The organism is Desulfobotulus alkaliphilus (assembly GCF_007830435.1).
Taxonomy (GTDB): Bacteria; Desulfobacterota; Desulfobacteria; order Desulfobacterales; family ASO4-4; genus Desulfobotulus; species Desulfobotulus alkaliphilus.
In genome coordinates, this window is sequence record NZ_VLLC01000014.1 from 1 (window position 1) to 25,710 (window position 25,710).

Sequence of the window (25,710 nt, forward strand, 5' to 3'; positions counted from 1 at the left end):
CGGTACAAGGGTGAAGCTTGTGCTTTCACCATGATTGACGGTTCTTATCGATGGGACGATGCTTCCTCCTGTTCCTGTCTGGGTATTGACCGTATGGGAGGAGGCAACGGTGGCTCTGTAGGCTGCGATGATGTTTTTGGTCTCCCTTATCAGGCGGGCATTGTCCCCATCCTGGGAATGCCCTGCAACCGCTCCTTGCCAATTCACCAAGGGTGTTGAAAAGAGAGGGGCTGGCTGGTGGTGCGTTCCAAACCTGTCTGTGCTGTAGGCCATGATGGTATGGTAACGGGTGCTGTTTGTCCCGGTGAAATACCACCCTGCGGAGTAGGAGCCAAGGGAGGTGTTGGGGCCCGGGGATGTGTTTTGGGTTTTGGCGTGATGGGCTCCAAAGTTGTGACCGACCTCATGGGTCAGGGTATGGCTGACGGCAACGGCTCGAATGCTGCTCACGGTGTATCCGTATGCGGGGCTTCCCCCCCATGAGGAGAGGAGGTAACCCAGCCCGACGGTTCCATAGGCTGAGCCCGTATCTACCAGCAGTGCAACAAGATCTGCGCCATACTGATTCCGAAGGCTGTGGACCAGGGAAAGGGAACCGATGCCCGCCTGTATGGAGGTCAGATCATCACTGAGTCCTTGGTGGGTATAGGCTACGGATACGGCATGTACAAGCCGGAATGTCAGATCAATGTCACTGTTTTGCATGGCTTGGTTCATACGGTTGACGGCTTCTTCTGAAAAAGTGGCGATGCCCCCGTTCTTGCTGACCCAGGTGCTGGCTGTTGTGTCGTAGACCAGCATGATGTCTACCGTTGCGGCTCTGGCAGTATGCCCATGGAAAAAGAGCAGACACAGAAAGAGGATAGAGGTCAGAAGAAAGCATTGTGTCCGTCCGGGCAGTCTCGTGTAGCTGGGCATGAATCCCCCTTTGTCGTATGGTCAGGATTGGTAGGGGCTGGCAGGGAATTTTTCCTTTTGAGAAACAGAAGGATGGTTTTATTCTTCCATCGGGATCAGAGGAGGGGCATGTTCCATGGGTGGCATGGCCAGAAGATCCATCTCCCTGACCCTCCCTTCTCCTGTTTCAGTATTTCCTGTGACGCGGTAAAGCATGGCCGTATCCAGATCCTGCAGGGTGATGAGATAATTTTCCGGTGTCAGGGTGGCGGAAAAGGAGGCTAAAGAGTGTCCTTCCATTTTGCCACTGAGGGAAAGGGTATTGTTCCGAGGCCTTGATTCTCCGTTGATGATGATGGTGTAGGTCTGTTCAGGAAAAAAAGAGAGGGACAGGGGGATGCTATGGAAGCTTATCATGGAGGCAAGCCTGTCTGAGGTATCGGATTTGGGAAGAAAAATATCGGTTTTGAATGTGACCCAGCCTGTACGGCGAAGGGCTGTATCCCACTCTGTAGCGGGCTCTGATGTATTTTCCCTGATGTGGTAGGGTTTGAGGGAAGGAGAGAGTACTTCAAGCTTTGATCCGGCATGAGAGAAGGAAGAAACAAGGATGAGGAATATGAACAGAAAAAAAAACCGCAGGGGGATATCTGACTGACATCTCATGCATGCCTCCTGTAGTACCTTCGGACTCAGATTTAATGATAAACGGGCCTCAGATCGCCAGGACACAGAACCTCACCCTGCCGGGGTTTCCCAAAGTTTGACATTTCCGGGATTAAAAAGGAAACCATCCTTTCAGAACCGCTCAAAGCTCTAAGAAGGAAGATTTCCTATGTATGATTACAAAGTTTAAATCATACCCGGTGGGATTGCAAGTATCATGCTGTCTGGATTCCAAAATGCCGTAAGCAGAAGATTTGTGGAGCAATCCATGAAGCCCTCAACCCTGTGGGATCGGACAACCGCTGTCCCATGGACCGTGCAGCAAAGGAGCTGGGTTATAAACCCCGCATCTCCTATGCAGAAGGCATAAGCCGGGTTGGTGCATATATCAGGGCAGGTGCAAAGGCCTGATCATACGGCCTGCTTTCAGATTTTCCATCTGATGTTATGTCTGTTTTCCCCATCATCCGGTTTTATGAAATGAAAGGAAAAAGGCCATGTTCCGGGTTTTTATTGCAGCCACGGCTCAGGGAGCCATGGAAACGGATACCGTCCGAATCCGGGAAAAATTTTCTTTTTTGCTGAACGATCCGGATCTTAAGGGGCTTTCCCTTACCATAGACCCCCTGAGGGCGGGATGGAACACCCCTATGCAGACGAATCATTACAGGTCAGGCTGTGCTCCCATGGAAGCCCTCCATGATGCCTGTATCCAACTGCGGCAGGGTCGCATCCATTTTGCCACCATTACGGGCAGTGATGCCCTTAAAACAGGATATCTACGGGAAGAAAGAAACCGTATGATGCAGATTTATGGCAGTGATATTTCTCTTCCCGAGGCCTATACGGCACTGGCAGAGAGTTTCTGCCGGAGGCACCATATTGCTGTGGAGACCTTCAGGGAACTGCGGGATGCCCTCTTTGATAATTATCGGCGCTCTGTCCCCTATGCCCGGATTGATCCCCTGCGAATGGGGGCGGTCACGCGCCTTTTCCGGGCCGTGGACTGTGCCAATCCCCTGATGGATTACAGCGGCTGGATTCTCCTGTGCCGGGAGGATGTGCTGGAAATCATCGGAGCGGATCATTCTCCCGTTGAAGTGCTGGGAACAGGTTTTGCCATGGCGGGGGGGGACGGTCCCGCTCATGTGGATGAAATTGCATCCTATCATCATCTGAAAAGGGCATGCAGCATGGCCAATGATCAGGCAGGTTTTGATTTTGCTGATATCTTCAATCGAAAAAAAGCTTTTCTTGAGGCTTATACCTGTTACCCCGTTGTACCCATGGGCTTGCTGCTCGCCGGGGGTTTTGTTCAGGATTGTCGTGACATACCCGACTGGCTTGGGGAACACAGTCTGACCCTGAAGGGAGGCATGAATCTTGACCGGGCTCCCTGGAACCTGCCCGCATTGAGGGCTCTCATTGACATGGGCCGGAAACTCAAGCAGCATACGGGCATGATCGGTGGGGTTCATGGTAACGGAGGGCTGGGTGGCAGGCAGGGCTTTGCCATTCTTGCCTGAGTTTTCCGGCTTGCAGTGTTAAGGTAAAATGACTGGCAGGATGTATGGGAAAAGGGAGGTATATGCGTTCCTGTTTTTATCCGTTGAAAAAAGTGGAAGCAGAGACAGAAGTCCGGAAATCCCGTTTTCTTTCCTTTCTTTTTCCCTGTACCGGAGAAGATGAGGCAAGGGAGCAGATCAGAAGCATGAAGGCTGCGCATAAAAACGCCGCCCATGTGGTCCACGCCTTTGTGCTGGGCCAGAAGGAGCCGCTGATACGGGGAATGTCCGATGACGGGGAGCCGTCCGGAACGGCGGGAAGGCCTGTCATGGCCCTTATGGATGGCAGGGGACTTGTGAATATTCTGCTGGTGATTGTGCGTTATTTCGGGGGCATCAGGCTTGGAACGGGCGGGCTGGTCAAAGCCTATGGGGATGCGGCCATGGCTGTACTGGAAAGGGCAGAACTGGCTGTCTTCATCGAAGAAACAGAGGTTGAAATTGCTTTTCCCTATGCCCTGCTGGGTGCTGTTTCTGCCTGCCTGGCATCCGAAAAAATTATCATCCGCGATGAAGCCTATGGGGAAGAGGTCCGGATGAGCCTGCGTATCCCGAAGGAAAAAGAGGATGTCCTGCGCCAAAAGCTTCGGGATTGCAGCAGTGGCCGTATTTTTTTCTGACATACAGATAGGGTTGAATACAATCCCCTGGAGGGAGGAGTCTGCCATGGATGCAAAAATCAAAACACTTTGTTTCAGCCCAACGGGTACAACCCGGAAAGTGGTCAGGGGGATTGCGGAAAAACTTGCAGTACTTTCCGGTTCGAGTGAAGAGATCAAGCACCATGACTTTACCCTTCCGGCGGCCCGAAGAAGGATTTATTCCTTTGATAAAAAGGATCTTCTTGTGGCCGGGGTTCCGGTGTACGCAGGCCGTGTGCCCAACCTTCTGCTGAAATTTCTGGAGACCCTTTCCGGCAATGAAGCAAAGGCCGTGGCCGTGGTCCTTTAGGGGAACCGCCATTATGATGATGCCCTGATCGAGTTCAGGGACATCCTGACCTCAAGGGGCTTTCGTGTCATGGCAGCCGGGGCCTTCATTGGCGAGCATTCCTTTTCCACCACCCTTGGAGCAGGAAGGCCCGATGCGCAGGATATGGCTGTGGCACTGGATTTTGCTACAGGAATATATGCAAAAGCAGACAATCCCGGATCCTGCCCCGTTGCTGTGAAGGGGAACACCCCCTACAGGCCCCATTACCGGCCAAGGGCGCAGGACGGTAATTTTGTGAATATCCTGAAGGTCAGGCCCAAAGCGGGCAAAGACTGCATAGACTGTAAGCTTTGTGCGGAAGTCTGTCCCATGGGTTCCATTGATGGGGATGATGTTTCCATTGTCAGTGGTGTCTGCATCAAGTGCGGTGCCTGTATCAAAAAATGTCCGGTGGGTGCCAGGTATTTTGATGATGAAAATTATCTGTGGCACAAGCATGAGCTGGAGGTGGATTTTACGGATATAAGGCGGGAGCCGGAGTGCTTTGTCTGATGGGGAGCAGGAGCACTCCCCAAATCCTCCATCGTTCCGGGTTTATATTGCAGTCATGGATGACCGCTGCCACCTGGCCCATAGCAGTCGAAACCGATGAAATTAACAGAAGAGCTATGACTGAAGGTTTTCCAGCGCTTTTCTGGCTTCCTCCGGGCTTTCGTAGATGTGGGGGGCTGCCTGTCGTTTTGCGAGGGCATCCCCCAGTTTCATGCGCATGAAGGTGCTGGTTGTGTAGCGGGTAACACCCGTATAAAAGCGTTTTACAAGGCGGTCAACCATATCAATATATTTATCCATGAGTTCCGGATGGATACGGAAGTTGTCATAGTTGATGATGGCGGCAACTTTGTGCCCGAGGGGTTCCAGTATGGATGTGGCCGTATCCTCAATGGCGTGGATATCCGCCTCCGTCCATATGGAAAATCCTTCAAAATTAACAAAGAAGGTGTTGTCTTCGCTCTGGTAATGCAGCCGGTGGGCAAGGGGAAGTTCCAGAAGGTCTTTTTTAAGCCCCATGGTTTCCGGGGTGAAGATTCTCGGGTCCATGGTGGTGAGGTTGTCTGCGATATTGGGCGTAAAATCCATGTGAGCAAGGATGTCTTTTTCAAGATTCATCCCCGGAGCAATTTCCGTGAGAAGAAGCCCGTCTGTGGTGAGCCGGAAAACGCAGCGTTCCGTAATATACATGACATCCTGCCCCTTTTGTGCCGCAACCCTGCCACTGAAGGTAACCTGTTCCACATCTTTTACAAATTTCCGGCTTTTGCCTTCCTCAAGGATGGTGAGCTGATCGTTTTTGATGGTGATTTCAAGGCCGCATGCGGTGAAGGAACCCAGAAAAACCACCCGTTTGGAATTCTGGCTGATATTGATAAAGCCGCCTGCTCCCGTAAGACTTGTGCCAAAGCGGCTGACATTGAGGTTGCCGAAACGGTCCGCCTGAGCCAGTCCCAGAAAAGCGATGTCCAGACCGCCGCCGTCATAGAAATCAAACTGGGAAGGCTGGTCTATAATGGCATCCGTGTTGCTGCCCGTGCCGAAATCCAGTCCCCCCGATGGAATCCCCCCAATCACCCCCGGTTCTGCCGTAAGGGTGAGATAATCCAGAACCTTTTCTTCGTGGGCAACGGTTGCGACACCTTCGGGCATACCAATACCCAGGTTCACCACGCTGTTGGGCCGCAGCTCCAGAGCGGCCCTGCGGGCAATGATTTTTCTAAGCCCCATGGGCATATCCTCAAGGGACTGGGATGGCACCCGGATTTCTCCGCTGTAGGCAGGATTGTAAAAGGAGGAAAGGGTCTGCCAGTGATTTTCAGGCTTTGCCTGCACCACGCAGTCCACAAGCATGCCGGGTATTTTTACGGAGCGGGGGCAGAGGCTGTGCCGTTTGGCGATGCGTTCCACCTGTACAATGACAAAGCCGCCGGAATTGTGGGCTGCCATGGCCATGGCCTGGGCTTCCAGGGTGAGGGCTTCCTTTTCCATGGTGATATTGCCGTCAAGGTCTGCGGTGGTGCCCCTGAGAATGGCCACATGGATGGGAAAGGTTTTATAGGCGAGATACTCTTTGCCATCAAAATGGATCAGTTCCACCAGATCTTCTTTGGTGCAGGCATTCACCCTGCCGCCTTCCAGACGGGGGTCCACAAAGGTGCCAAGGCCCACGGAACTGATGGTTCGGGGTTTGCCTGCGGCAATATCCCTGTACATATGGGAGATGACACCCTGGGGCAGATTGTAGGCTTCAATCTGGTTTTCCATGGCCAGTTTCTGGAGTTTGGGTACAAGGCCCCAGTGACCGCCGATGACCCTTTTCACCAGCCCTTTGTGACCGAAACGGTTCATACCTTTGTCTTTTCTGTCGCCGATACCTGCAGTATATACAAGGGTAAGATCTCCCGGGGCTCCGGTGCTTAGAAAGTTTTCTTCCAGAGCCAGAAGAATTTCTTCGGGTATACCTGTGGTTACAAAGCCACTGACCACAATGGTATCCCCGGTTCGGATGACGCGTATGGCTTCCTTTGCCGTAACAATTTTACCTTTATTTACCTTAGTGGATGCCAGATTGGAGACGATGGGGTGGCGGGGCTGTGTCATTCATGCTCCTTGTGAAAAATAGAACGGGTTCATTGTGTTGCAGATTGATTGTTCAGGGTTTATAGTTTGAAATCCGTGCTTGGCATCCAAGTGTTATCGGATGTTCTGTGCAGCAAAACCTGAACGACCAGATGATAAGGGAAAACGGGGCTTTCTTACAAGCTGAAATCCCTTAAAAGTTCAGGGAGCCCTGCGGCTCTTTTTGCATATACCCTGAAATGCTACATTATAAAGGAGAGCAGAGTGGATGCATCCCTGATCAACCCCTTTATAGAAGCCGGTCTGAAGGTGATGAAAACCACGGCCACGCTGGATGGCCGCACCCAGGCTCCCTATATAAAAAAAAATAAAAAATGCCTTGGGCCTGTAACGGGTTGCATCCGTATGACGGGAAGTCCGAAGATCTCCATTGCCTTAAGTTTTTCTGAATCCTGTATTCTTACGGTGGTTTCCCGCATGTTTGGAGAAGAGCTTACGGAAATCAATGATGAAATCAAGGACGCCGTGGGTGAAATGATGAACATGATCTGCGGTCAGGTGAACAATACCTTTGGTCAGTCGGGGATTTCCCGCAAGGCTGCCTTTGAACAGGTGCTGTCCGGCCCGGATCATCTTGTGGAACATGGAGAAGAGGGGCCGGTACTGGCGGTTCCCATTAAAACCGAATCCGGGGATTTTTTTATAGAAATCCTCTTTCAGCAGTCATAATCGTTTTACCGGCCAAGACTTTGCATATAAAGACCTATAATTTCAGGCCCCCAGAAGAGATAGAGCAGGGCACCAAAGGCAAGGAAAGGGCCGAAGGGAATGGCAAGGCGCATGCCTTCTTTCTGTCGGATCATGGCCAGTATACCGATGAGGGTACCTGTCAGTGAAGAGGCAAATATGGTGAATAGTACCCCCTGCCATCCGATGAATGCGCCAATCATGGCCAGCAGCTTGATGTCTCCGCCACCCATGCCATCCCTGCCCGTGAGAAGACGGTAGCCAAGGGCCACAGCCAGAAGGCTTCCTCCCCCCACAAGAATGCCGATACCTGAATCCACAAATCCTGTGTAAAAAAAACCGCTGGCAAGAAACCCCAGAGGAATACCCGGAAGGGAAATCACATCGGGTATAATCCGGTGATCCATATCAATAAAGGTAATGACAACCAGTGCAGCGGTAAAAAGGAAAAAAATCAGTGTAACGGGCTGGAGGCCGAAACGCCACATCAGGGCGGTGGCGAGGCAGGCTGTAATCACTTCCACCAGCGGGTATCTGGGGGAAATTTTTATCTGGCAGTTCCTGCATTTTCCCCGCAGCATAAGCCATGAGAGAATGGGGATATTGTCATAAAATGCTATTTTTTTTTCACAGCCCGGACAACGGGAGGGGGGATGCACAATGGAAAGGCCTTCGGGGATTCTTAAAATACAGACATTGAGGAAACTGCCCACAATGGCACCGAAAATAAAAGAAGAAACAAGAAAAAAAGTCACGGGAGTGTTTCCTTAAAGGGGTCAAAAAGATTCTGGTCTGATGCAGTGCATACCATTTTTTCATGGGCATTATGAAAAAAGGAGCTTAAAAAATCAATCCCCCGGTTTATGGTTCATAAGGCTTTTTTTCTAATCTCCCTTGCGTAGCGGACATTCTTCACTATAATTAAGGGTTGGATTCGGGTATGACCCGGATTCATTGTCCGGTCGGCAGCGCAGAGGGCATCCTTTTCCTGTCTTTTAAAAAGACCATGTTTTTATTAATCATTGTCTTTTTCTGACACATTGTTTTGTGTTTAAAAAGGCTTGTACATAAATGTGAGATCCTTCCCATGAAGGATAAGTGCAAGGAGATTCAATGGCAGAAATCGATAAGGACGATCTCATCAGCATCATAGAAGAAAGTTATGATGTGGAGGATGTTCCTGAAATTCTCCCCCTCATGCCTGTCCGGGATGTGGTGATTTTTACCGATATGTTACTGCCCCTGTTTATTTCAAGGGAACGCTCCATTCAGGCCGTGGACAAATCCCTGAGTACAGACCGTTATCTGATGGTGGCGACCCAGAAGGACCCTTCCGACGAAGATCCGGGCCCCGAGGGTATTTATACCGTTGGTACGGCCTGTCGGGTGCTGCGTATGCTCAAGCTCCCCGATGGCCGCATGAAAACCCTGGTTCAGGGAATATGTAAGGTCAGAATCATTGAGTATATCTCCGATGACAATGCCCTGATGGTTCGCATTGAACGCATGCAGGAAGAAGAGATTGGGCAGGAGCTTTCCATGGAAACCGAGGCCCTTATGCGGACGGTCCGGGATCAGAGCGAAAGAATTATGGCCTTCCGCGGAGAATTTTCCGGAGATGTGGGGAGTATTCTTGAGAGTATTGAAGAACCGGGTCGCCTTGCGGATATTGTGACATCCAACCTCCGGTTGAAACTTTCCGAAGCCCAGGAACTCCTTGAAATAGAAGATCCTCTGGCACGGCTGCGCAGGGTCAGTGATTTTCTGATCCGGGAGGCGGAGCTTTCGGCCATGCAGGCCAAGATTCAGTCGGAAGTACGGGAGGAAATATCTAAAACCCAGCGGGATTATTTCCTGAGGGAACAGGTGCGCCTGATTCACAGGGAACTGGGGGAGGCGGATGAGCGTACCCAGGAAGTGGGTGAGTACAATAAGCGCATCAAAAAGGCGAAAATGCCCAAGCCTGCCCAGGAAGAGGCCAGAAAGCAGTTGCGCCGCATGGAGCAGATGCATCCGGATTCTTCGGAAACCGCTGTGGTGCGAACCTATCTGGACTGGCTGCTGGATATGCCATGGAGCAAGAGCACAAAGGACGTGCTGGATATCAAAAAGGCCAAAAAACTGCTGGATCAGGAGCATTTTGGTCTGGAGCGGGTCAAGGAGCGTATTCTTGATTATCTCAGTGTACGCAAGCTGAACCCTGCCATGAAAGGCCCCATTCTCTGCTTTTTAGGCCCTCCCGGTGTGGGTAAGACCTCCCTTGGCCGTGCCATTGCTGCAGCCATGGACCGGAAGTTTTATCGTCTTTCCCTTGGAGGCATCAGGGATGAGGCGGAAATCAGGGGGCATCGCAGAACCTATATCGGTGCCATGCCCGGCCGTATTCTTCAGGGCCTGAAGCAGTGTGAGTCGAAAAATCCCGTATTCATGATGGATGAGATAGACAAGGTGGGGTCCGACTACAGGGGAGATCCTTCATCAGCCCTGCTGGAGGCGCTGGATCCCGAGCAGAACTTTGAATTTTCTGATCATTACCTGAACCTTGCCTTTGATCTTTCGTCTGTCATGTTCATTCTCACGGCCAACATGACGGACACCATTCCTTCGGCACTTCTGGATCGTATGGAAATCATAGAGATTCCCGGATATACACCGGAGGAAAAGCTTGAGATTGCAAAGCGTTATCTTCTTCCTCGTCAAATCAGGGAAAACGGTTTGAAGGAGGATGCCCTGATTCTCGGGGATGCGGTCTTAAAGCTGATCATTGAAGAATATACGGCAGAGGCCGGTGTCCGTAACCTTGAGCGTGAAATTGGTACCATCTGCCGTAAGGCTGCCAGAAAAACAGCAGAAGGCCACAAGGGGAAAATCCGGGTGGACAGGGCCAATCTTTCAAAATTTCTGGGTGTCGCAAAATTTCAGCCGGAGATGGACAAGGATGAGAATCAGGTGGGCCTTGCCACGGGCCTTGCCTGGACTTCCGTTGGGGGTGAGGTGCTGTACATAGAAGCCTCTCTGCTTCCGGGCAAGGGGGAGCTGATCATGACAGGACAGATCGGAGAGATCATGCAGGAGTCCGCCCGTGCGGCCCTGACCTATGTGAAGGCCAATCTGGGACGCATGGGAAAAGAGACTTCCTACCTTGATGATCTGGATATTCATATCCATGTCCCTGCGGGTGCTATCCCCAAAGATGGACCGTCTGCGGGTGTTGCCATGATAACGGCGCTGGCTTCGGCCATAACGGAAAAGCCGGTGAATCAGGATATTGCCATGACAGGGGAGGTGACGCTCCGGGGAAGGGTGCTGCCCATCGGCGGTCTCAAGGAAAAGGCACTGGGCGCCTTGCGGGGTGGGGTGACAACCATTTTTATTCCGGAAAAAAACCGCAAGGATCTTGCGGAGATTCCTTCTGCTCTGAAGCGCAGAATCCAGTTTATTCCTGTGAAGGATGTGGATGAGGTGCTGGAAAAAGCCATCTCCGAAGATATTCTTTCGGCGGCCCCGCCAGCCCCTAAGGCGGTGAAATCTACGAAAAAGAAGGCTTCTTCATGAAAATTCTGGCTGCGGATACCACAACGGCTTCGGCCAGTGTCTGTGTCATGGAAGAATCAAAGATGCTGGCAAGGCGTTTCAGGAATCCGGGCCAGACCCATTCCCGCCATCTTCTCCCCATGATTGAAGGGGTTCTTGGGGATGCGGGGATGGATATGCGTCACCTTGATGCTCTGGTAACCACCCTTGGTCCGGGCAGTTTTACGGGCCTGCGTATCGGTGTGAGCACCATGAAAGGCCTTGCCATGGCAAAGGGACTGCCCATGTTTGGTTTTTCTACCCTTGAGGTCATGGCTGCCCGTTTTCTTTCCCATCCGGCGCCTGTCTGTATCATGATGGATGCCCGGCGCGGGGAGGTATATGCTCAGAATTTTGATGTTTCCGGAAATATTCCAAAAGCTATGGGGCCTGCAGTGGTTGCATCTCCCCATGATGTTTTGGCTCAGATCCAAGGTGCTTTCCTTTTTGCTGGAAGCGGGGCCCTGCTTTACAGGAAAGAGATTATGGAACAGGCAGGGTTGCAGGCCCTGTGGCCCGGAATCTTAGCCCATGAACCCGATGCAGGGGAAGCGGCATTCCTTGCCATGGCGGCAGGCCGGGATGCTGCTCTGCCTCCGCACCTGATCATGCCTCTTTATCTGAGAAAATCCGATGCGGAGCTGCAGTGGGAAAAAAAGCTTTAAAAGGCATCATTCCTTTTCCTGTGTTTGTTTCGGGCTGTTTTCAGTCCGTTTTTTCCACTGTTGAAGGGATCTGGCCTTGTCTCTGGTTTCCTTATCAAGATCAGCTTCCACGGCTTCGGGTTTTTCTCCTGCACCGATGGTGAGTTTTTTTCCAGGCGTCAGATCGATTTCTTCTTTGAAGGCCTGAAATTCTGCAGCCATCGTGGCTTTGTAATCGTTAAAATCCTGCAGCAGCATTTCTCTGTAATCTCCAAAGCTTTTTTTCTGGAATGCCGCATACTCAGAAAAGGTCATTTCCCCCGGTTTTTTTGCCGTATAATGGGCCATGGCCTGTTTATCCTGCCTTTCTATGCCCACATGTCCTTTGAACAGTGCCACATCTTCACGTTTTTCATTGGATGAAACGAGAAAATTTGTGCCCTTGACACCGATGACCACCAGAGGGGTCTGGGCCGTTACCCTGCGACCATCCCTTGCTGTTATTTCAAAAAGGGCCACGCCGGATTCCAGTTGTGCGGAATCGGCTTCCAGCACCTTGAAAACACTTTCCGCATCCAGTATGACTTCACTGTCCGGGGAAAGAATGAGGGCACGGGCATTGCGCTGGGTCTGCACCTTGTCCCCTGCCTTTAATATTCTGGGCAGTTCCCCCGGAGATTTTGGAAAGGGTGATCCTGCTTCAAGGATACGTACCGGACCCTCGGTCTGTATCAGGCTCAGTGCTGAAGATGCCCCATTGTTTTCAGAAGCCAGATCCGCTTCTGCCATCTTTTTTTCCTGGGAGAGGGCAGGGGAGAGAGATTCATTTTCGGATAGTCTGGTTTCCGTCTCTGGGGGGCTCTGGGGAGAGGTACCCAGAGCAGAGGCTGGGCTGAAAATAAAAAATGACAGAAAAATATACAGGAGAAAGACATGGGAACGGGCGGATGAAATAGGCATGGAAGGCTCCTTGTTATTATCGGATTTTTAAAACGGCCTTGTTTTTTACTATAATTTTTTTTGTTGCCTTTGTCATCCTGTAAAGGGCCATGGATTTTTCTCCTTTTTTCCGGCGGGAATTTTTTGTATCGGGGCTTTGTAAACTCTCCTGCCGACTGAGGAGATGCGGATTAAGCAATTCTGGAGAAAACGATGTTTATTGCAGGTATTCAGGAAGTATCCATGCAGGGAGCGTGGGTCACGGTTCTCCATATGGACCGCAGGAATGTTCAGAAAAAATACCGGATGGAGCGTTTGTTTTTTTATCCATGGGAGTCAGAAAAAAGCGCTGGCGCTCTCTTTACGGATCTCTGTCAGGATAAGGGGCTGGTAACGGTAAAAAAACAGTTCAGTCAGATAGGCAGGCCCCCCAAGTACAGACAGGTGATGCCCAGAATCCTTTTTTGTCCGGGCAAAGGTATTCTGTCAGAAGGGCACCGAAGCATGCTGGCTTCCCTCTCCACTCCCCTGCCCTTTATTCTGCTGCCGGAAAAGGATGAAAACATGGCATCTGAAAGGGCAGGGGAAGACGATCTGGTAGCACTTGCGGAAAAGGTGCTGGCAGAAGGCAGGCTGGATGTAAAGGACGGGCAGCCTGAACTCAGGAGTCCAGCCGGGATGAGCCTCGGGGCCGCCTTATGGGGTGGAGAAAAAATATGGCGTCTGGTTCGGTATGGAGGGTGATGCTGACATCAAAAGTCCCATGGCATCATGACCTGCGCAGACCCTGACCAGAAAAAAGTAGCCGGTCAGGGTCTGCGCAGATGGTTTTCATGGTCTGTAAACGGTTCTTTGCCTTATGATCTTAATGCTTCCGGGAATCAGTTCTTTTGTAAAACTGTCAACGTTTCTGAAATTTCTATTTTCGCTGATGATACTGATCTCGTACTCTCCTTCGGGCAGAATCAGTCTTTGCATACGGATGGTGTGGGGAAGGGTAAGCCAGGAGCGGGTATCCGCCATGCATGTGGCTGCTGCTGCCAGTGAACACCCAAAGGACGGCATTCCTGTAAGAAGGCAGCTGGAAAGACGGAGGGATTCCACGGCCATGGCCTCCGTCAGTTCCCTCTGGGCCCGAACCAGGGTATTGGCCATGTGAAGACCTGCAATATTATCCGCATCCATCATGCTGACTGTGCTGTGACCATCTACCATAAGCCTGCTTGTAAAAGGAGGGGCATCGTAATAGAAGAGCGGCACTGCCAGACGGACACCGGTTTCAAGGGCATTAATGAGCCCAGGAATCTGTTCCATGACAGACATGACAGGGCCCACCCCTATGGTTTTTGGGCGGATTTCGTTGGGGTTATAGTAGCCTTCCCGATGGATACGCTGTACGGCATTGAGAATTCCCTTGGGTGCGTAAAGATAGTAAAACCATGAAAGCTGATATCCCTGTTCCTCCTTTGTTCCTATAAGCAAAGGGCGTATTTCAAGCTGATTTTTATTTTTATTCAGCTTCATTACAAGATTCAGCTCCCCCTTGGGAGAAGTGAGGTCTACTTCCTGAAGAACGAGGAGGTTGGCCTCTTTGTCGGGTATATACTGATTCAACAGATTTTTCAGGTCTCTGCTGCTTATGGTGCTGGCAACACGCTGCCATCGCGAATCTCTTTGGTGTTTCAGAATTCTGGCGGTGTCAAATTTTGCCTGGTCCACCATTCCTGGATCAAGTTCATATTGTTTTACATATCCCCTTTCATAGACATTGGCAGCCCTTTCGTAACTGATGCGGGCATTGTCCAGTTCTCCGTATTTTTCATACATGACTCCCATGATATAATGCATGAAGGCATTGTCCCTGAAGGTCAGCTCCCTTGGATTGATAACCTCGCCATTAAGCTTTGCATACAGCGCCAGTATCTGGTTGAGCAGCCTTGCTTTATCTTCTTCAGCTTCTTCGTAGGAGCCAGTTTGAAAAACCCGTTCATCCAACAGTATCTGTGCCCTGCGTCCTTCTATACGGACGGCATCCAGTAACTGATTTTTTTCTTGCCTGCTGAGATCGCCCTGGGCCAGAAAGATGTAGTTGAGCATCTTGTAATAGTGAATGTAAGTTCTTTCAAAAACCTCGCTTTTATAGGGCAGCATGCCCGCATTGCTGCTGGCGCGGGTCATCAGTTCTCTGATGGAAGTGCCATACAGTCCTTCTGAGAGCTGATAGGCCTGTTCCAGAAGACGGTTGCTCTCTCTGTAATCTCCCAGCTCATGCCTGATGACCCCAAGTTCCATATAGCGCAGCAGTTTGTTGCGATCAGCCTCCAGAACTTCCTGCATTTTCTGTTCGGCTGTGGCGTAATCACCATCCCGGAAAGCGTCTGTTGCCTGATCAATCTGTTTTGAATAGCTGGCACAGCCACTTATAATGATAACCAGGCAAATGGTGCTTAAAAATTTAATCAGAAAATCTGTGGCCTGCGGTTTTTTCATGGAAACTTCCTTAAAAAATTAAGTGTCCTGTGCCAACTTCCCTTTTTCACGCAGATCTTGCATTTTAAATGTTTTGAAAAAGTCCTGCAGCAAGGGCATCGGCCAGTTTTCGGGCCATGTCTTCTACGGCCATGTTTGATGCAATGGCTGCATCGCTGGACGTGGATCTGCCGGATTCCTGCAGGGCATAGAGAATTCTTCCCTGGGGATTTTTAACCTGTCCCCTGGCCTGGCTGACCACATGGTGAAGCTGATTGCGCTGTACGGGTGTCATGGTAATGGCAAGGGAAATAAGGAGGTCAGGATTGTCATCATGGATGTTAAATCCCATGCTGGTCAGGGTCTGCGCCAGAATACCTTTCATTTGCATGGCATCGTTGTTTTCCGGCTCCAGACGGATGGTGAGGCTGGCAAGGAGATTCTGAATTTCTGTCTCCAGGGCATCTACCTGCCTGCTGTTTTTCCGCTCGCTTATTTTTTGGCCTGCGGAGAGGAAATTGAGTTGATGTATCAGATGCCGACGCTCTTCCAGTTCTTTGAGGCTGGGAAAGATGTGCCGGATCCGGCTGAGGGTTGATCCGCTGCCCGTACCCCGTTCAAGGAGTTTATCTTCTATATCTTCCAGTGCAAAAATCAGTTCACTTTCTGTTTTTGCCCGGTTCATGCGTGCCAGTGCCCAGACTTCCGTTTCAGATGGATTGACCCATGTTTCAATGATTTCCATGCCGGTCATCTCAATTTCTTCCACTCTGGAGCTGGTCTGCTGCTGCACAATTCTCTGGATGCTGGTAAAACGGCTTTCATCCCCTTCCGCCCGGATACTGGTCTGTATATCTCCACCGACCGTAACCCTTAACTGGGATAAAAGATCCACCCGTGCCGCCCCATGGGCCCTCTGTACGGCGGCGCGGGTGTTACCGTAGGTTTCTACACTGCCAACCCCAAAGAGATAACCCGCCTGACGGGGGGGGGCCGTTGTCCATGCGGGTCTTGTAATTTCTGAACCCTGACTGGTTTTTACACCGGTACCGGATCCCATGCAGGCGCTGAAAAGAATAATTACAGGAATGAGTAACAGAATCTGTCTGTGTCTGAACATTACAGGATCTCCTTTTTGGGACCTTTCCAGAGGCTCCTTACCCGCTGCAGGCCTGATGATTTATAACCGAAGGCGACTTCTCTGCTGGAATTTCTGAATCCTTTTCTGACCTGTCCAGACTTCACGGTTGGTGGTCATGTCGATGAGGGTAAGGTCAATCTGGTAGCTGGTCACACGGCGTCCGTCCAGCTGGTCCACAAAGGAATCAATGGAGCCGGAGAGGGCGAAATTGGCACCGGTTTCCTGGGCCAGAGCCGCTGCGGTTTCAGGTGTTGCCTGAAACTCCTGATCCAGCCTTTCTTCCCGGATGGCATCCCTTGTATCCCCACCTGCAACAAAGTCCACCTTACCTGAGCGTATCATGGCCCTGCGGAGATCATTGACGAAGGTATCGACTGCGATATGTTCGTGGGAACGGTTGCGGATGCCCATGACAAGGACCGTAGGCTGGGGATTTCTGGGATTGCTGCTCTGCCAGCGGGATATCCATGGAAAGGAGAGCATGTCATTGATCATTTCTTCGGAAACCAGACGGGAGTCCGTGGCATTCCAGCGGTCCGTAAGAGCCACCTCTTCCGTTGTATCCAGTCTCTGGACAGTGGTTCCGGCGCAGCCCGTAAACATCAGTGCCCACGCAGCAAAAATACACAAAAACAACATGTGCTTCCGGATCATGACTACCTCCTTGGTTTGAGAAGAGACGATTCAGGTTTAAAGCATTTTTTCGGATAAAATGAAAGAAAAACAGAACTGATATTATTTATATTGTATCTTATTTTTTTAAAACATCATTATAAAAATGTCAATCCATCCCCGCTTTTTTCCTGTTTTTGAATCAAATGAGCTTGTTTTTTTATAGAAAACGACTGTTTTTTTGGGGGAGAACCATTGACTTCGACTCAAAAAAAACGGTATATATTTTAAAAATACATATTTAAAAAATACATGGGGGCTGATTTAAGGTTCGGCCACTTTGCAATGGGTGCTTCCCATTGGTGTCTTTTGTGCAGTTTTTCTGAATGCAACCCAGATATGGGAGGAAAACATGGCCACCCTTCATAAGCTGTTTAAAGCAGCCATAGATTATAAGGCATCGGATATCCATGTGGCCCCCGGAGAACCTTTCATGATCCGACGGATGGGCAGGCTGCAGAAACTGAAAGCCTCACCCCTTACGGCAGAGCAGAGCAGCAGTCTGATCTTTGAAGTTTTGAACAGGGAACAGCAGGCAAGGCTTGAGGCAGAACAACAGCTGGATTTTGCCCTGGATGTGGAAAACCTTGGCCGTTTCCGGGGAAGTGCCATGTATCACAACAATGGAATTTCTGCGGCTTTCCGGGTCATACCTGCCGGAATTCCAACCCTTGATTCTCTGGGGATGCCCGATACCATCAAAAGGGTGCTGGACAATCATCAGGGGCTGATACTTGTCACAGGTGCCACGGGCCATGGTAAATCCACCACACTGGCTGCCATGGTGGATTATATCAACAGCACCCGGAGCCACCATGTTCTCACGGTGGAAGACCCCATTGAGTTTGTCCATCCCATCAAAAAAAGTGTCGTCAACCAGCGGGAGCTGGGCAGGGATACGGGAAGTTATGCCAATGCCCTGAAAGGGGCACTGCGTCAGGATCCCGATGTGATTGTGATTGGGGAACTCAGGGATCTTGAAACTATTTCTTTGGCCATTTCCGCATCGGAGACAGGCCATCTGGTCATCGGAACCCTTTCTACCTCCAGTGCGGCCAAGACCATTGACAGAATCATTGATTCCTATCCTCCCAATGAGCAGAGCCAGATACGTGCCACCTTAAGCGAATCGTTCAAGGCGGTGATCACCCAGCGTCTGATTCCGGGGAAAGATGGCAAATCCATGGAGATGGCCCTTGAAATTCTTATCGGCACACTGCCCCTGACAAACCTGATCAAGGATGCCAAGACCTTTCAGATTCCATCCATCATGCAGACGGGCAGAGCCGTTGGAATGATGATGATGGATGACTCCATCATGGGCCTGCTCAATGCCGGGAAAATCACAGCGGCTGAAGCCTGTGCCAATGCCCTGAATCCCGGTCGCTTTCAACCCTTAGCAGAGAGGGAGAGTGCCAATGGCGATCATTGATGCCTATTTTAAGAAAATGAAGGACCGGGGTGGCAGTGATCTTCATATGACCATTGGTTTTCCGCCCCTGATCCGTTTCCGGGGAGAACTGGTTCCCCTTGATGAGCCGGTTCTGACTCCGGATTCCAACCGGAGAATCCTCACGGAAATCATGCCTTCGGATAAGCTTGCCCATCTGGATGAAAACCTGGACTGTGACATGGCCTATGCCCTTGAAGGGGTCGGCCGGTTCCGGTGCAATTTCTTTTTCCAGAACCGGGGGATCGCTGCGGTTTTTCGTATTATTCCTACGGAGATCATGACACTGGAGCAACTGAATCTGCCACCTGTGATACGGACCATTGCTGAATTCCGTAAGGGGCTGGTGCTGGTCACAGGCCCGACGGGCAGCGGTAAATCCACAACTCTGGCAGCAATCATCGATTATATCAACAACACCCGCAATGCCCATATCATCACCATCGAAGATCCTCTGGAGTTTGTCCATCCCAATAAACAATGCCTTTTCACCCAGCGGGAAATCGGAACCCATGCCAGAAGTTTTGCCGATGCCCTGCGGGTGGCAAGCCGTGAAAATCCCGATGTGATCCTTGTGGGGGAAATGCGGGATCTGGAGACCATCTCTCTGGCCCTGACCTGTGTGGAGCTGGGGATTCTTGTGTTCGGCACCCTGCACACCAACAGCGCGGCCAAGACCATTGACAGGATCATCAATGCCTTTCCGTCGGATCAGCAGGCCCAGACCCGGACCATGCTGGCCGATGCCTTGAGTGCCGTGGTGGCCCAGCAGCTTCTCAAAACCAGTGACGGAAAGGGCCGCTGTGCAGCCAACGAGGTGCTTTTGGGTTCTCCCGCCCTTGCCAGCATAATCCGGGACGGTAAAATTTCCCAGATCAGTTCCATTATCCAGACGGGCAGTGCAAGGGGGATGCAGACCATGGACCAGCATCTGACCCTGCTTGTGAGGGATAAGCGTATTACAAGGGAAGCGGCCTATGAAAAAGCCATAGATAAAAAACTTTTTGCATCCTCAGAAGAAAATCACGGTTATCTTACACGTGAAAACGCCAGGAATGCTTAAGTTTTTATGGCATAAGTATAAATATTTTTGACTTATTGCCTATCAGGGATTCAGCTGGAAAATGAACTGTATTTCAGGGCAAAGTCCTGCAAGGGCTTTTTTGCTGGTTGATTTTTTGGCAAATGCCTTTGTTTCTGCTGAGCGTTATTGCATTTTATGTTTGAAAGGCCATATCCCTTAAGAAAAGGGCAATTTGTGGAAAGGCAACGATGAGAACACCGACAAGAATCAAGATGAAAATAAAGGGCGGGGTTCCCCGGATGACTTCCCAGTAGGGTCTTTTGAAAATGGCGATGGCCGTAAAGATATCACAGCCAAAGGGGGGAGTGGCCGAACCGATGGCAACCATGAGGGTAATGAGAACGCCCACCAGCACGGGGTCGAGTCCAGCATTGGCAACGGCAGGAGAGAAGATGGGGGTGAGGATGAGGATCACCACAATGGGATCGACAAACATACAGGCAATGAAAAAAGCAAGGGCAATGGCAAACATGACCATATAGGGCCCGGCTTCGTTTATGCCGATATTTGCCAGCAGGGTCTGGGGGATCTGGGCAAAGGACAGAATCCAGGAGAAGCCGTTGCCTACGGCTACCAGAATAAAGACCACCGCCGTGATCAGTCCCGTTGATTTTGCTATCTTAAAAAGATCCGGCAGAAAAAGTGTGCGGAAAATCAGAAATTCCAGAATGATTGCATAGAGGACACAGACCGCAGCCGCTTCCGTAGGGCTGAAAATGCCGCCGTAGATACCACCGACAATAATAAAGGGAAAACCTAAGGGCCAGAGGGCCTCTTTTACGGCAAGTCCCCGTTCTTTCCAGGTGGATCTGGGCTCTGTGGGAACTTTTTTGATGCTTGCGTAAATCATGCAGTATATGGAGAAAAGAAGAAGGATCAGCAGCCCCGGTCCGATACCTGCAATGAAAAGCTCGCCAATGGATGTGCCCGATATAATACCATAAAGAATCAGGCCGATGCTGGGCGGTATGAGAAAGGCAATATCGCTGGAGTTGATGATGAGGGCAAGGGTGAAGGAATCCTTGTAGCCTGCTTCCAGCATTCTGGGCCGCAGGGGAGAGCCGATGGCCACAACCGTTGCCTGGGTGGAGCCGGAAACAGCGCCAAAAAGCGTACAGGAAGCAGCGGTACTTACTGCCAGTCCGCCCTTGATATGACCGATAAAGGCCATGACCAGATTGACAAGACGTTCCGATGAATGCCCCCTTGTCATGATTTCCGCAGCAAAGATGAACATGGGTACCGCAATGAGGGCTGTGGGACGGATTCCACCCATGAGCTGCTGTATCAGGATATTCATCTGGGAGAAACCGTCAAAGGTCATATAAAAACCTGCAATGGCACCAACAATGAGGGGAATCATCATTGGAAAACCCATAATCAGCAGTACAACCATAATGGTCAGCATGATGGCTGCCATGGATCTTTCCTTTCTGACTTCAGCTCCGAAAAATTATGAAACTATTACCTGAAAAGTATCTTATAATTTTTTAAAGATTATTTAATGCTCGTTGCTTCAGATGTCTGATTTTTTTATTTTTCAAAACTTTGTCACTTCTGTTCAAGCGTTTTTTTATGTGCTGTGAGTGATTTTTCTTTGAAACAAAAAATCCTCATGATTCAGTCTCTGGCAGATCAGGCGATGTGCCGTCTCGGAATGGATGCATGCCGGTGACAGTCATATTGTGAAAGCCATGCGCTTTCAGCATGGCTTTCACACTTTCTTCCGTGGCAATGCCAGATTAAAAAGCCAAAATCCCGATACTTTACGGGTTTCGGCTTTTATTTAATAAATGCTTGAGGATGGCTTCACCCCGGTTTTATTGAAAACCGGATTATGGGCAGGACTATTTTGTCTTCAGGCCTTTTCCAGTGCCATGAAACGTTCCACCTGGGGATGGATGCAGTGGTAGATATCCTCATCGGATCCGTACACATCCACAACATCTTTGTTTTTGATGAGATCCTCTATGACAAAGGCCGTGAGATACAGGGAGACCACATTGGGGTTGGCAACGACCTGACGGTAGGGAGCAATTTTAAAATCAAGATCAAAGTCTTCCATCTTGCCCAGCTTTTCGAGACCCTGTGCAATCTGTGCCTGGAGTCCGTTTTTATTCGTGGTTTCAATGATCTCATTTTCCACAAGTTTCATGGAAACGGTATTGCTCAGCATGTCGGCATGGTTGCGAACCATATGCAAGGCCTGCCCCCGCTCCCGTTCTTTGGAGGATTCGATCCTGGAGAGGATTTTTGATTCACGGTTACTCGGGCGGAAAACCTTTGCCATTGAATGACCTCTGCGGCTTATGGTGTCAATGTAAACAGGGCTCCTGAATTATTCTGAACACGCCCTGCGTCAGTAATTCTGTATCATAGGGAAAGCCTTGTTCCGAAGCAAGAAAAACCTTTGTTTTTTTCAGCACCAGGCTTCAATTTGTATCTGAACGGCTTCGTCTTTTCCCCATCCTTTGCGGATACGAAAAAGGATGGTGTCCAGATGATGGGGGAAAAAGGCATTTTTTCCTGCACCAAAGACCACGGCGGTGACCCTCCGGACGCGTATGCATGCAGCCTGCCGCAGAAGAAGGCGGCGGTGTTTCCCATCGCTACCCATGGCAGTGTTTCCCATGACTTCCAGGTGGCGTGCCACAAAAAGAGGGGCCGGATTTTCCATGCCAAAGGGACCTAGGGCCTGTATCTCATCCAGCAGTTCAGGACAAAGATCATCCAGGGTGATCAGGGCATCGGCAATGAAGGCCGGGGGCTGACCGATAATATCCTTGTGGCTGGTCATCAGAGAGCAGAATTCCTTCTGAAAGGAGAGGATATTTTTGGGTTGAATTCTGAACCCCGCTGCCATGGTGTGCCCTCCGAACTGTTCCAGCAGAGAACGGCAATGGCTTAAGCTTTTATAAAGATCAATGCCCGGAATGCTTCGGCCGGAAGCCTGACCATTTTCTCCGCGGGTGGCGATGAGGATGGCGGGTCTGTGGTGACGTCGGACCAGCCTTGAGGCCACAATGCCGATGACTCCGGGAGACCAGTCCTCACTGTGGAGAATCAGGGCCGGTTGTCGGGAAAGGGCTGGATTTTCTTTCAGGCAGTTTTCAATGGGCAGAAGAATACGGTTTTCTTCATCCTGACGGCTTCCGTTGAGCCGGTCCAGCTCCATGGCCATGGGCATGGCCTCTTCCACTGAGCTGGCACAGAGCAGGCGGGTGGCAATCTCCGGGTGGGCCATGCGGCCTGCGGCATTGATGCGGGGAGCCAGACGGAAGGCAATGGCTTCGCTGTCCAGATCCTCACAAGAGATACCAGCAACCCGGCACAGGGCCTGAATACCGGGCCTTGGATTTTTGCGTATGGCATTTATTCCTGCATGGACCAGAATGCGGTTGATGCCCGTAAGGGGGACGAGGTCCGCCACGGTTCCGATGGCCACCAGATCCGTTTCCTGAAGCAGGGGAGGCTCAGGAAAACCTTCTTGCCAGAAACCGGCTTCCCTCAGTTTTTTCCGGATAGCCATGACAAGGTAAAAGGCAACACCCACGCCGGCAAGTTCCCTGAGGCCGGATCTGCAGTCAGGGCGCTGGGGGTTCACAATGGCAGAGGCATCGGGCAGGTGATCTCCGGGTCTGTGGTGGTCCGTAATGATCACATCCATTCCGTTTTTTCCAGCCTCAAGTACGGCATCATGGCTGGATATGCCACAGTCCACGGTGATGATCAGGCGGATGCCTGAACGGGCAAAATCCGGAATATGGGAGCTTTTCAGACCATAGCCTTCCTTTTCCCTGTGGGGCAGATGAAACCGCACTTCGGGGGTAACCCGCAGAAGAAATCCATAGACAAGGGCTGTGGATGTGACACCATCGGCATCGTAATCCCCGAAAATCATGATGGGTTCCCGGTTAAAAACAGCCTGAACAATTCTTTCGGAAGCTCTGGAGAGGTCGCTGATGCTATCCGGATGGGGCAGGTTTTTCACGGAAGGGTGGAGGAACTTCCTTAAGGCCGTCATGCGGGTAAGGCCTCTGGCCGCCATGACTGCGGCGGTGGCAGGCAGGCAGCCTGTGGTCTGGATGATTCGCTCACAGGCTTCTTCCGGAGCCTGCCTGAGGTGCCAGAGCAGGGGAGGGCGGCCTTGGGGGCTGTTTTTTTCCAAATATGGGATATTGTGCATCATCAGTTTTTTGATCTGTCGTAGGCGGCCACCTTACGTGCCAGTTCTGCCCATCGGAGTCCCTGAAGCTCCTTGGCCGCATCATGCTGGAGGCCTTTTTTCAGAATTTTTCTCCGGTCTCCGGCCTTGGTGACACCATAAAAAGGCAGCATGTGGAAAAAAGCCTCATCCATATATTCCCGCAAGGGGATGAGAACATCCTTTTTTCTTGTAAAAAAGGCATCCTCTCCTTCGGCACAGGGAGTTGTAAAAACATTGAAATGCCGACATGCAAGGGGCCGCATGGGATGAATGGCGCAGATGCCCTTCACAAGAAAGACACAAGGATCACCGGGGGTATGCTTTTCAAGGCATGCGGCAAGATCGCTTCGCATGGGTTCTTCGAGTTTTTCCGTGACATACCATGTTATTCCCACCAGTTCAATGGGATATACGGGAATGGATCTGTGGGTGATGCAGCAGGCGGCACATCCCTTGGTACAGGCAAGTTTTCTTCCTTTTTTTTCTTCCCGGCGGATGGCCGCATCAACACCCTGATCGGCAATATGATAGGCGTCCAGCAGCATGGGCAGCCAGGCGTGTTTTTTTTCTGATTCCGGGAAAAAAAGGCGTTTGATGTGATGGGCAAGGGGCAGGGGGGTATTTTTTTTTGCCATGGAAAATCCTTAAGATCAGATGTCCGGTCCGGGGAACAGAATTTTTTAAGCATCTTTCCATGACCGGAGTATCCTGTAGTAAAGCGGGAGCTGAATGGGATCAGCGGTCGTTTTCCAGATAAAGATCCCTTAGAAGGCGTTTGAGAATGATGCGTTCCTCATGGGAAAAGGGAGCCAGAATTTCCTGGGAAACCTTTTCCCTGTCCCCATGGAGCATCTTTTGATGATCCATGGCCATCCGGGTAAGGGAGACGCGGATGACACGGCGGTCTTCCGTGTCACCGGTTTTATGAATCCATCCGGCCTCGGAAAGCCGTTCCAGCACACCGGATACGGTGGCATTATCCAGAAGAAGGCGTTTACCTATTTCTCCTGCAGTCAGGGTTGCCTCATTGTATAAAGCTTCAAGGACCAGCCCCTGAACGGGTGTGAGACCATAGGGCTTCAGGTAACGTTTAAGAACGCCTTGCGCCTTCTGATTGGCTTTGGCCAGAAGAAAGACAATAAAATTCTGATAGCTTGGCATAGTATTTCCCGGCGGTTCCGCCGGATATCCGGCTGATAAGGGGTGGTGGAGAAGGGGATGGCAGATTCCATTTTTTACTGCACAGACTTTTAGGAAGAACAGCGCGGTCTGTCAAGCGGGAGATTGTTTTCCTGCATTCTCCCTTGACATGGTATACTGCTCTGGCCTGCCCGCAGTAAAGGTTTTCTGCACGATATTCACGGGCAGGCCATTCATTTTAAAATCTGTACTTCAGCCCCACATGCCAGGTGAAATAGTCAATTTCATCCAGCCCGTCATGACCGCCCACATAGCCTGCTGCTCCTTCAAGGATCCAGTGTTCACTGATGCTGCGCTCAAGGCCCATGCCCAGTTTGCCACAGGCCCGGGTGCGGTTGCTTACATAGCCGGGCAGCTTTTTTTCATCACCTTTGTAATTCACCGTCACATCCATGAGTCCCACACCCAGTCCAAGATAGGCCCGGGTCACTTCACCAAAGGGAGGGTAGTATTTGAACATAAGGATATAGGTGTTCACATCCAGACTGTCCCGGGAAAAGGGATTATCCACATCAAATCTGCGCATGTGATCAAACTGGAATTCTGTTGCCAGAGCATCCATCCAGCGATACCCGATATTTATTTGGGCTGCAAATGAATTGTCCTGATCCGGATCTATGTTAAAGTTTTCCACGGCGTAACCAATGGCAGCACCCACGGTAAAGGGTCTATCCACGTTAGCCGCTGATGCGGAAAAGGCCAGTGCGATACTGCAGATGGCAGTAAGTGTGAAACAAAGAATACGGTTGCGCATAGGTGCCTCCTTAATAAAAGAGTGAAAAAGATGTGCCCCGTTTCTTAGCCTTCGGGGCTGATGGGTTTTATACTGAGAGCTTGTTTTTGCAAGCTTGATACCATGTGAATATATAATCACCTTTCGAATGTAAAT

The 25,710-nt window shown here is 50.7% G+C and carries 24 protein-coding genes and 1 pseudogene; 11 read left to right on the forward strand and 14 right to left on the reverse strand.

What is annotated here, in order from left to right; all coding sequences use genetic code 11:
• Together LZ24_RS09710 and LZ24_RS09715 are read right to left on the reverse strand one after the other, a co-directional pair.
• Positions 1–918: M12 family metallo-peptidase (locus LZ24_RS09710; protein WP_222427598.1), on the reverse strand; the 918-nt coding region annotated here is incomplete at its 3' end.
• A 78-nt stretch (positions 919–996) separates the two neighbouring features.
• The gene (locus LZ24_RS09715) at positions 997–1,563 is read right to left on the reverse strand and encodes a hypothetical protein (RefSeq protein ID WP_144684971.1); all 567 of its coding nucleotides are present in this window, start codon (positions 1,561–1,563) and stop codon (positions 997–999) included.
• A gap of 180 nt (positions 1,564–1,743) precedes the next feature.
• On the opposite strand from LZ24_RS09715, the pseudogene LZ24_RS17855 reads away from it, so the two are divergent.
• The 5 genes and pseudogenes from LZ24_RS17855 to LZ24_RS17605 form a co-directional block, all read left to right on the forward strand.
• Positions 1,744–1,842: pseudogene (locus LZ24_RS17855) on the forward strand (IS200/IS605 family transposase); the annotation flags it as partial.
• A 218-nt stretch (positions 1,843–2,060) separates the two neighbouring features.
• The gene (locus LZ24_RS09720; protein ID WP_144684973.1) at positions 2,061–3,089 is read left to right on the forward strand and encodes a hypothetical protein; all 1,029 of its coding nucleotides are present in this window, start codon (positions 2,061–2,063) and stop codon (positions 3,087–3,089) included.
• A 62-nt stretch (positions 3,090–3,151) separates the two neighbouring features.
• Positions 3,152–3,748, forward strand: coding sequence for a YigZ family protein (locus LZ24_RS09725; protein ID WP_186443049.1), 597 nt, complete (start codon positions 3,152–3,154; stop codon positions 3,746–3,748).
• A gap of 46 nt (positions 3,749–3,794) precedes the next feature.
• The gene (locus LZ24_RS17600) at positions 3,795–4,079 is read left to right on the forward strand and encodes a flavodoxin family protein (RefSeq protein ID WP_222427599.1); all 285 of its coding nucleotides are present in this window, start codon (positions 3,795–3,797) and stop codon (positions 4,077–4,079) included.
• A gap of 69 nt (positions 4,080–4,148) precedes the next feature.
• Positions 4,149–4,613, forward strand: coding sequence for a 4Fe-4S dicluster domain-containing protein (locus tag LZ24_RS17605; RefSeq protein WP_222427600.1), 465 nt, complete (start codon positions 4,149–4,151; stop codon positions 4,611–4,613).
• 114 nt (positions 4,614–4,727) lie between these two features.
• Here the strand turns inward: LZ24_RS17605 and LZ24_RS09735 are convergent, their stop codons facing one another.
• Positions 4,728–6,716, reverse strand: coding sequence for an acyl CoA:acetate/3-ketoacid CoA transferase (locus LZ24_RS09735; protein ID WP_144684977.1), 1,989 nt, complete (start codon positions 6,714–6,716; stop codon positions 4,728–4,730).
• Between the two features lie 243 nt (positions 6,717–6,959).
• Between LZ24_RS09735 and LZ24_RS09740 the strand changes: the two genes are divergently transcribed.
• Positions 6,960–7,424, forward strand: coding sequence for a chemotaxis protein CheX (locus LZ24_RS09740; RefSeq protein WP_144684979.1), 465 nt, complete (start codon positions 6,960–6,962; stop codon positions 7,422–7,424).
• A gap of 5 nt (positions 7,425–7,429) precedes the next feature.
• Here the strand turns inward: LZ24_RS09740 and LZ24_RS09745 are convergent, their stop codons facing one another.
• Positions 7,430–8,197, reverse strand: a complete 768-nt coding sequence (locus tag LZ24_RS09745; protein ID WP_144684981.1) for a prepilin peptidase — start codon at positions 8,195–8,197, stop codon at positions 7,430–7,432.
• 358 nt (positions 8,198–8,555) lie between these two features.
• Between LZ24_RS09745 and lon the strand changes: the two genes are divergently transcribed.
• Both lon and tsaB read left to right on the forward strand, forming a co-directional pair.
• Positions 8,556–10,997 carry an endopeptidase La gene (gene lon / locus LZ24_RS09750; RefSeq protein WP_144684982.1) on the forward strand — a complete coding sequence of 814 codons (2,442 nt, stop codon included), beginning with the start codon at positions 8,556–8,558 and terminating at the stop codon, positions 10,995–10,997.
• Complete coding sequence (gene tsaB / locus LZ24_RS09755; RefSeq protein ID WP_144684984.1) at positions 10,994–11,680, forward strand: tRNA (adenosine(37)-N6)-threonylcarbamoyltransferase complex dimerization subunit type 1 TsaB; 687 nt, start codon at positions 10,994–10,996, stop codon at positions 11,678–11,680. Before lon ends, tsaB begins: the two co-directional genes overlap by 4 nt.
• 6 nt (positions 11,681–11,686) lie before the next feature.
• Here tsaB and LZ24_RS09760 read toward each other — a convergent pair whose 3' ends face one another.
• Positions 11,687–12,619 (reverse strand): FecR family protein, encoded by a 933-nt coding sequence (locus LZ24_RS09760; protein ID WP_144684986.1) that lies wholly within the window; start codon positions 12,617–12,619, stop codon positions 11,687–11,689.
• A gap of 192 nt (positions 12,620–12,811) precedes the next feature.
• On the opposite strand from LZ24_RS09760, the gene LZ24_RS09765 reads away from it, so the two are divergent.
• Positions 12,812–13,342 (forward strand): hypothetical protein, encoded by a 531-nt coding sequence (locus LZ24_RS09765; protein WP_144684988.1) that lies wholly within the window; start codon positions 12,812–12,814, stop codon positions 13,340–13,342.
• Between the two features lie 87 nt (positions 13,343–13,429).
• On the opposite strand, the gene LZ24_RS09770 is transcribed toward LZ24_RS09765, so the two are convergent.
• From LZ24_RS09770 to LZ24_RS09780, 3 genes are all read right to left on the reverse strand, one after another.
• Positions 13,430–15,088: a hypothetical protein gene (locus tag LZ24_RS09770; protein ID WP_144684990.1), complete on the reverse strand. Its 1,659-nt coding sequence runs from the start codon at positions 15,086–15,088 to the stop codon at positions 13,430–13,432.
• 64 nt (positions 15,089–15,152) lie between these two features.
• The gene (locus LZ24_RS09775) at positions 15,153–16,187 is read right to left on the reverse strand and encodes an LPP20 family lipoprotein (RefSeq protein WP_144684992.1); all 1,035 of its coding nucleotides are present in this window, start codon (positions 16,185–16,187) and stop codon (positions 15,153–15,155) included.
• Positions 16,188–16,247: 60 nt separating this feature from the next.
• Positions 16,248–16,862 carry a penicillin-binding protein activator LpoB gene (locus tag LZ24_RS09780; protein ID WP_144684994.1) on the reverse strand — a complete coding sequence of 205 codons (615 nt, stop codon included), beginning with the start codon at positions 16,860–16,862 and terminating at the stop codon, positions 16,248–16,250.
• Positions 16,863–17,232: 370 nt separating this feature from the next.
• Between LZ24_RS09780 and LZ24_RS09785 the strand changes: the two genes are divergently transcribed.
• Both LZ24_RS09785 and LZ24_RS09790 read left to right on the forward strand, forming a co-directional pair.
• Complete coding sequence (locus LZ24_RS09785) at positions 17,233–18,312, forward strand: type IV pilus twitching motility protein PilT (RefSeq protein ID WP_144684996.1); 1,080 nt, start codon at positions 17,233–17,235, stop codon at positions 18,310–18,312.
• Positions 18,299–19,393, forward strand: coding sequence for a type IV pilus twitching motility protein PilT (locus LZ24_RS09790; protein WP_144684998.1), 1,095 nt, complete (start codon positions 18,299–18,301; stop codon positions 19,391–19,393). Before LZ24_RS09785 ends, LZ24_RS09790 begins: the two co-directional genes overlap by 14 nt.
• 154 nt (positions 19,394–19,547) lie before the next feature.
• On the opposite strand, the gene LZ24_RS09795 is transcribed toward LZ24_RS09790, so the two are convergent.
• From LZ24_RS09795 to LZ24_RS09820, 6 genes are all read right to left on the reverse strand, one after another.
• Positions 19,548–20,834: a TRAP transporter large permease gene (locus LZ24_RS09795; protein WP_144685000.1), complete on the reverse strand. Its 1,287-nt coding sequence runs from the start codon at positions 20,832–20,834 to the stop codon at positions 19,548–19,550.
• 438 nt (positions 20,835–21,272) lie between these two features.
• Entirely contained in the window at positions 21,273–21,704 is a 432-nt protein-coding gene (locus LZ24_RS09800; RefSeq protein ID WP_144685002.1) for a hypothetical protein, read from the reverse strand.
• Positions 21,705–21,833: 129 nt separating this feature from the next.
• Positions 21,834–23,582 (reverse strand): single-stranded-DNA-specific exonuclease RecJ, encoded by a 1,749-nt coding sequence (gene recJ / locus LZ24_RS09805; protein ID WP_186443050.1) that lies wholly within the window; start codon positions 23,580–23,582, stop codon positions 21,834–21,836.
• Between the two features lie 20 nt (positions 23,583–23,602).
• Positions 23,603–24,256 (reverse strand): YkgJ family cysteine cluster protein, encoded by a 654-nt coding sequence (locus LZ24_RS09810; RefSeq protein ID WP_144685005.1) that lies wholly within the window; start codon positions 24,254–24,256, stop codon positions 23,603–23,605.
• A 100-nt stretch (positions 24,257–24,356) separates the two neighbouring features.
• Positions 24,357–24,782, reverse strand: a complete 426-nt coding sequence (locus LZ24_RS09815) for a MarR family winged helix-turn-helix transcriptional regulator (protein ID WP_144685007.1) — start codon at positions 24,780–24,782, stop codon at positions 24,357–24,359.
• Between the two features lie 217 nt (positions 24,783–24,999).
• Positions 25,000–25,575, reverse strand: coding sequence for a porin family protein (locus tag LZ24_RS09820; protein WP_186443051.1), 576 nt, complete (start codon positions 25,573–25,575; stop codon positions 25,000–25,002).
• Positions 25,576–25,710: the final 135 nt, after the last annotated feature.

Excerpts from the sequence above, each read along its gene's own strand:
- LZ24_RS09725 (WP_186443049.1), top strand. The coding sequence starts at position 3,152 with ATGCGTTCCTGTTTTTATCCGTTGAAAAAAGTGGAAGCAGAGACAGAA.
- LZ24_RS09815 (WP_144685007.1), bottom strand. The coding sequence starts at position 24,782 with ATGCCAAGCTATCAGAATTTTATTGTCTTTCTTCTGGCCAAAGCCAAT.
- LZ24_RS09780 (WP_144684994.1), bottom strand. The coding sequence starts at position 16,862 with ATGATCCGGAAGCACATGTTGTTTTTGTGTATTTTTGCTGCGTGGGCA.
- LZ24_RS09775 (WP_144684992.1), bottom strand. The coding sequence starts at position 16,187 with ATGTTCAGACACAGACAGATTCTGTTACTCATTCCTGTAATTATTCTT.
- LZ24_RS17605 (WP_222427600.1), top strand. The coding sequence starts at position 4,149 with ATGGCAGCCGGGGCCTTCATTGGCGAGCATTCCTTTTCCACCACCCTT.
- LZ24_RS09735 (WP_144684977.1), bottom strand. The coding sequence starts at position 6,716 with ATGACACAGCCCCGCCACCCCATCGTCTCCAATCTGGCATCCACTAAG.
- LZ24_RS09770 (WP_144684990.1), bottom strand. The coding sequence starts at position 15,088 with ATGAAAAAACCGCAGGCCACAGATTTTCTGATTAAATTTTTAAGCACC.
- LZ24_RS09800 (WP_144685002.1), bottom strand. The coding sequence starts at position 21,704 with ATGGCAAAGGTTTTCCGCCCGAGTAACCGTGAATCAAAAATCCTCTCC.
- LZ24_RS09765 (WP_144684988.1), top strand. The coding sequence starts at position 12,812 with ATGTTTATTGCAGGTATTCAGGAAGTATCCATGCAGGGAGCGTGGGTC.
- LZ24_RS09810 (WP_144685005.1), bottom strand. The coding sequence starts at position 24,256 with ATGGCAAAAAAAAATACCCCCCTGCCCCTTGCCCATCACATCAAACGC.
- LZ24_RS09720 (WP_144684973.1), top strand. The coding sequence starts at position 2,061 with ATGTTCCGGGTTTTTATTGCAGCCACGGCTCAGGGAGCCATGGAAACG.
- LZ24_RS09820 (WP_186443051.1), bottom strand. The coding sequence starts at position 25,575 with ATGCGCAACCGTATTCTTTGTTTCACACTTACTGCCATCTGCAGTATC.
- LZ24_RS09715 (WP_144684971.1), bottom strand. The coding sequence starts at position 1,563 with ATGAGATGTCAGTCAGATATCCCCCTGCGGTTTTTTTTTCTGTTCATA.
- lon (WP_144684982.1), top strand. The coding sequence starts at position 8,556 with ATGGCAGAAATCGATAAGGACGATCTCATCAGCATCATAGAAGAAAGT.
- LZ24_RS09760 (WP_144684986.1), bottom strand. The coding sequence starts at position 12,619 with ATGCCTATTTCATCCGCCCGTTCCCATGTCTTTCTCCTGTATATTTTT.
- LZ24_RS09785 (WP_144684996.1), top strand. The coding sequence starts at position 17,233 with ATGGCCACCCTTCATAAGCTGTTTAAAGCAGCCATAGATTATAAGGCA.
- tsaB (WP_144684984.1), top strand. The coding sequence starts at position 10,994 with ATGAAAATTCTGGCTGCGGATACCACAACGGCTTCGGCCAGTGTCTGT.
- LZ24_RS09795 (WP_144685000.1), bottom strand. The coding sequence starts at position 20,834 with ATGGCAGCCATCATGCTGACCATTATGGTTGTACTGCTGATTATGGGT.
- LZ24_RS17600 (WP_222427599.1), top strand. The coding sequence starts at position 3,795 with ATGGATGCAAAAATCAAAACACTTTGTTTCAGCCCAACGGGTACAACC.
- LZ24_RS09790 (WP_144684998.1), top strand. The coding sequence starts at position 18,299 with ATGGCGATCATTGATGCCTATTTTAAGAAAATGAAGGACCGGGGTGGC.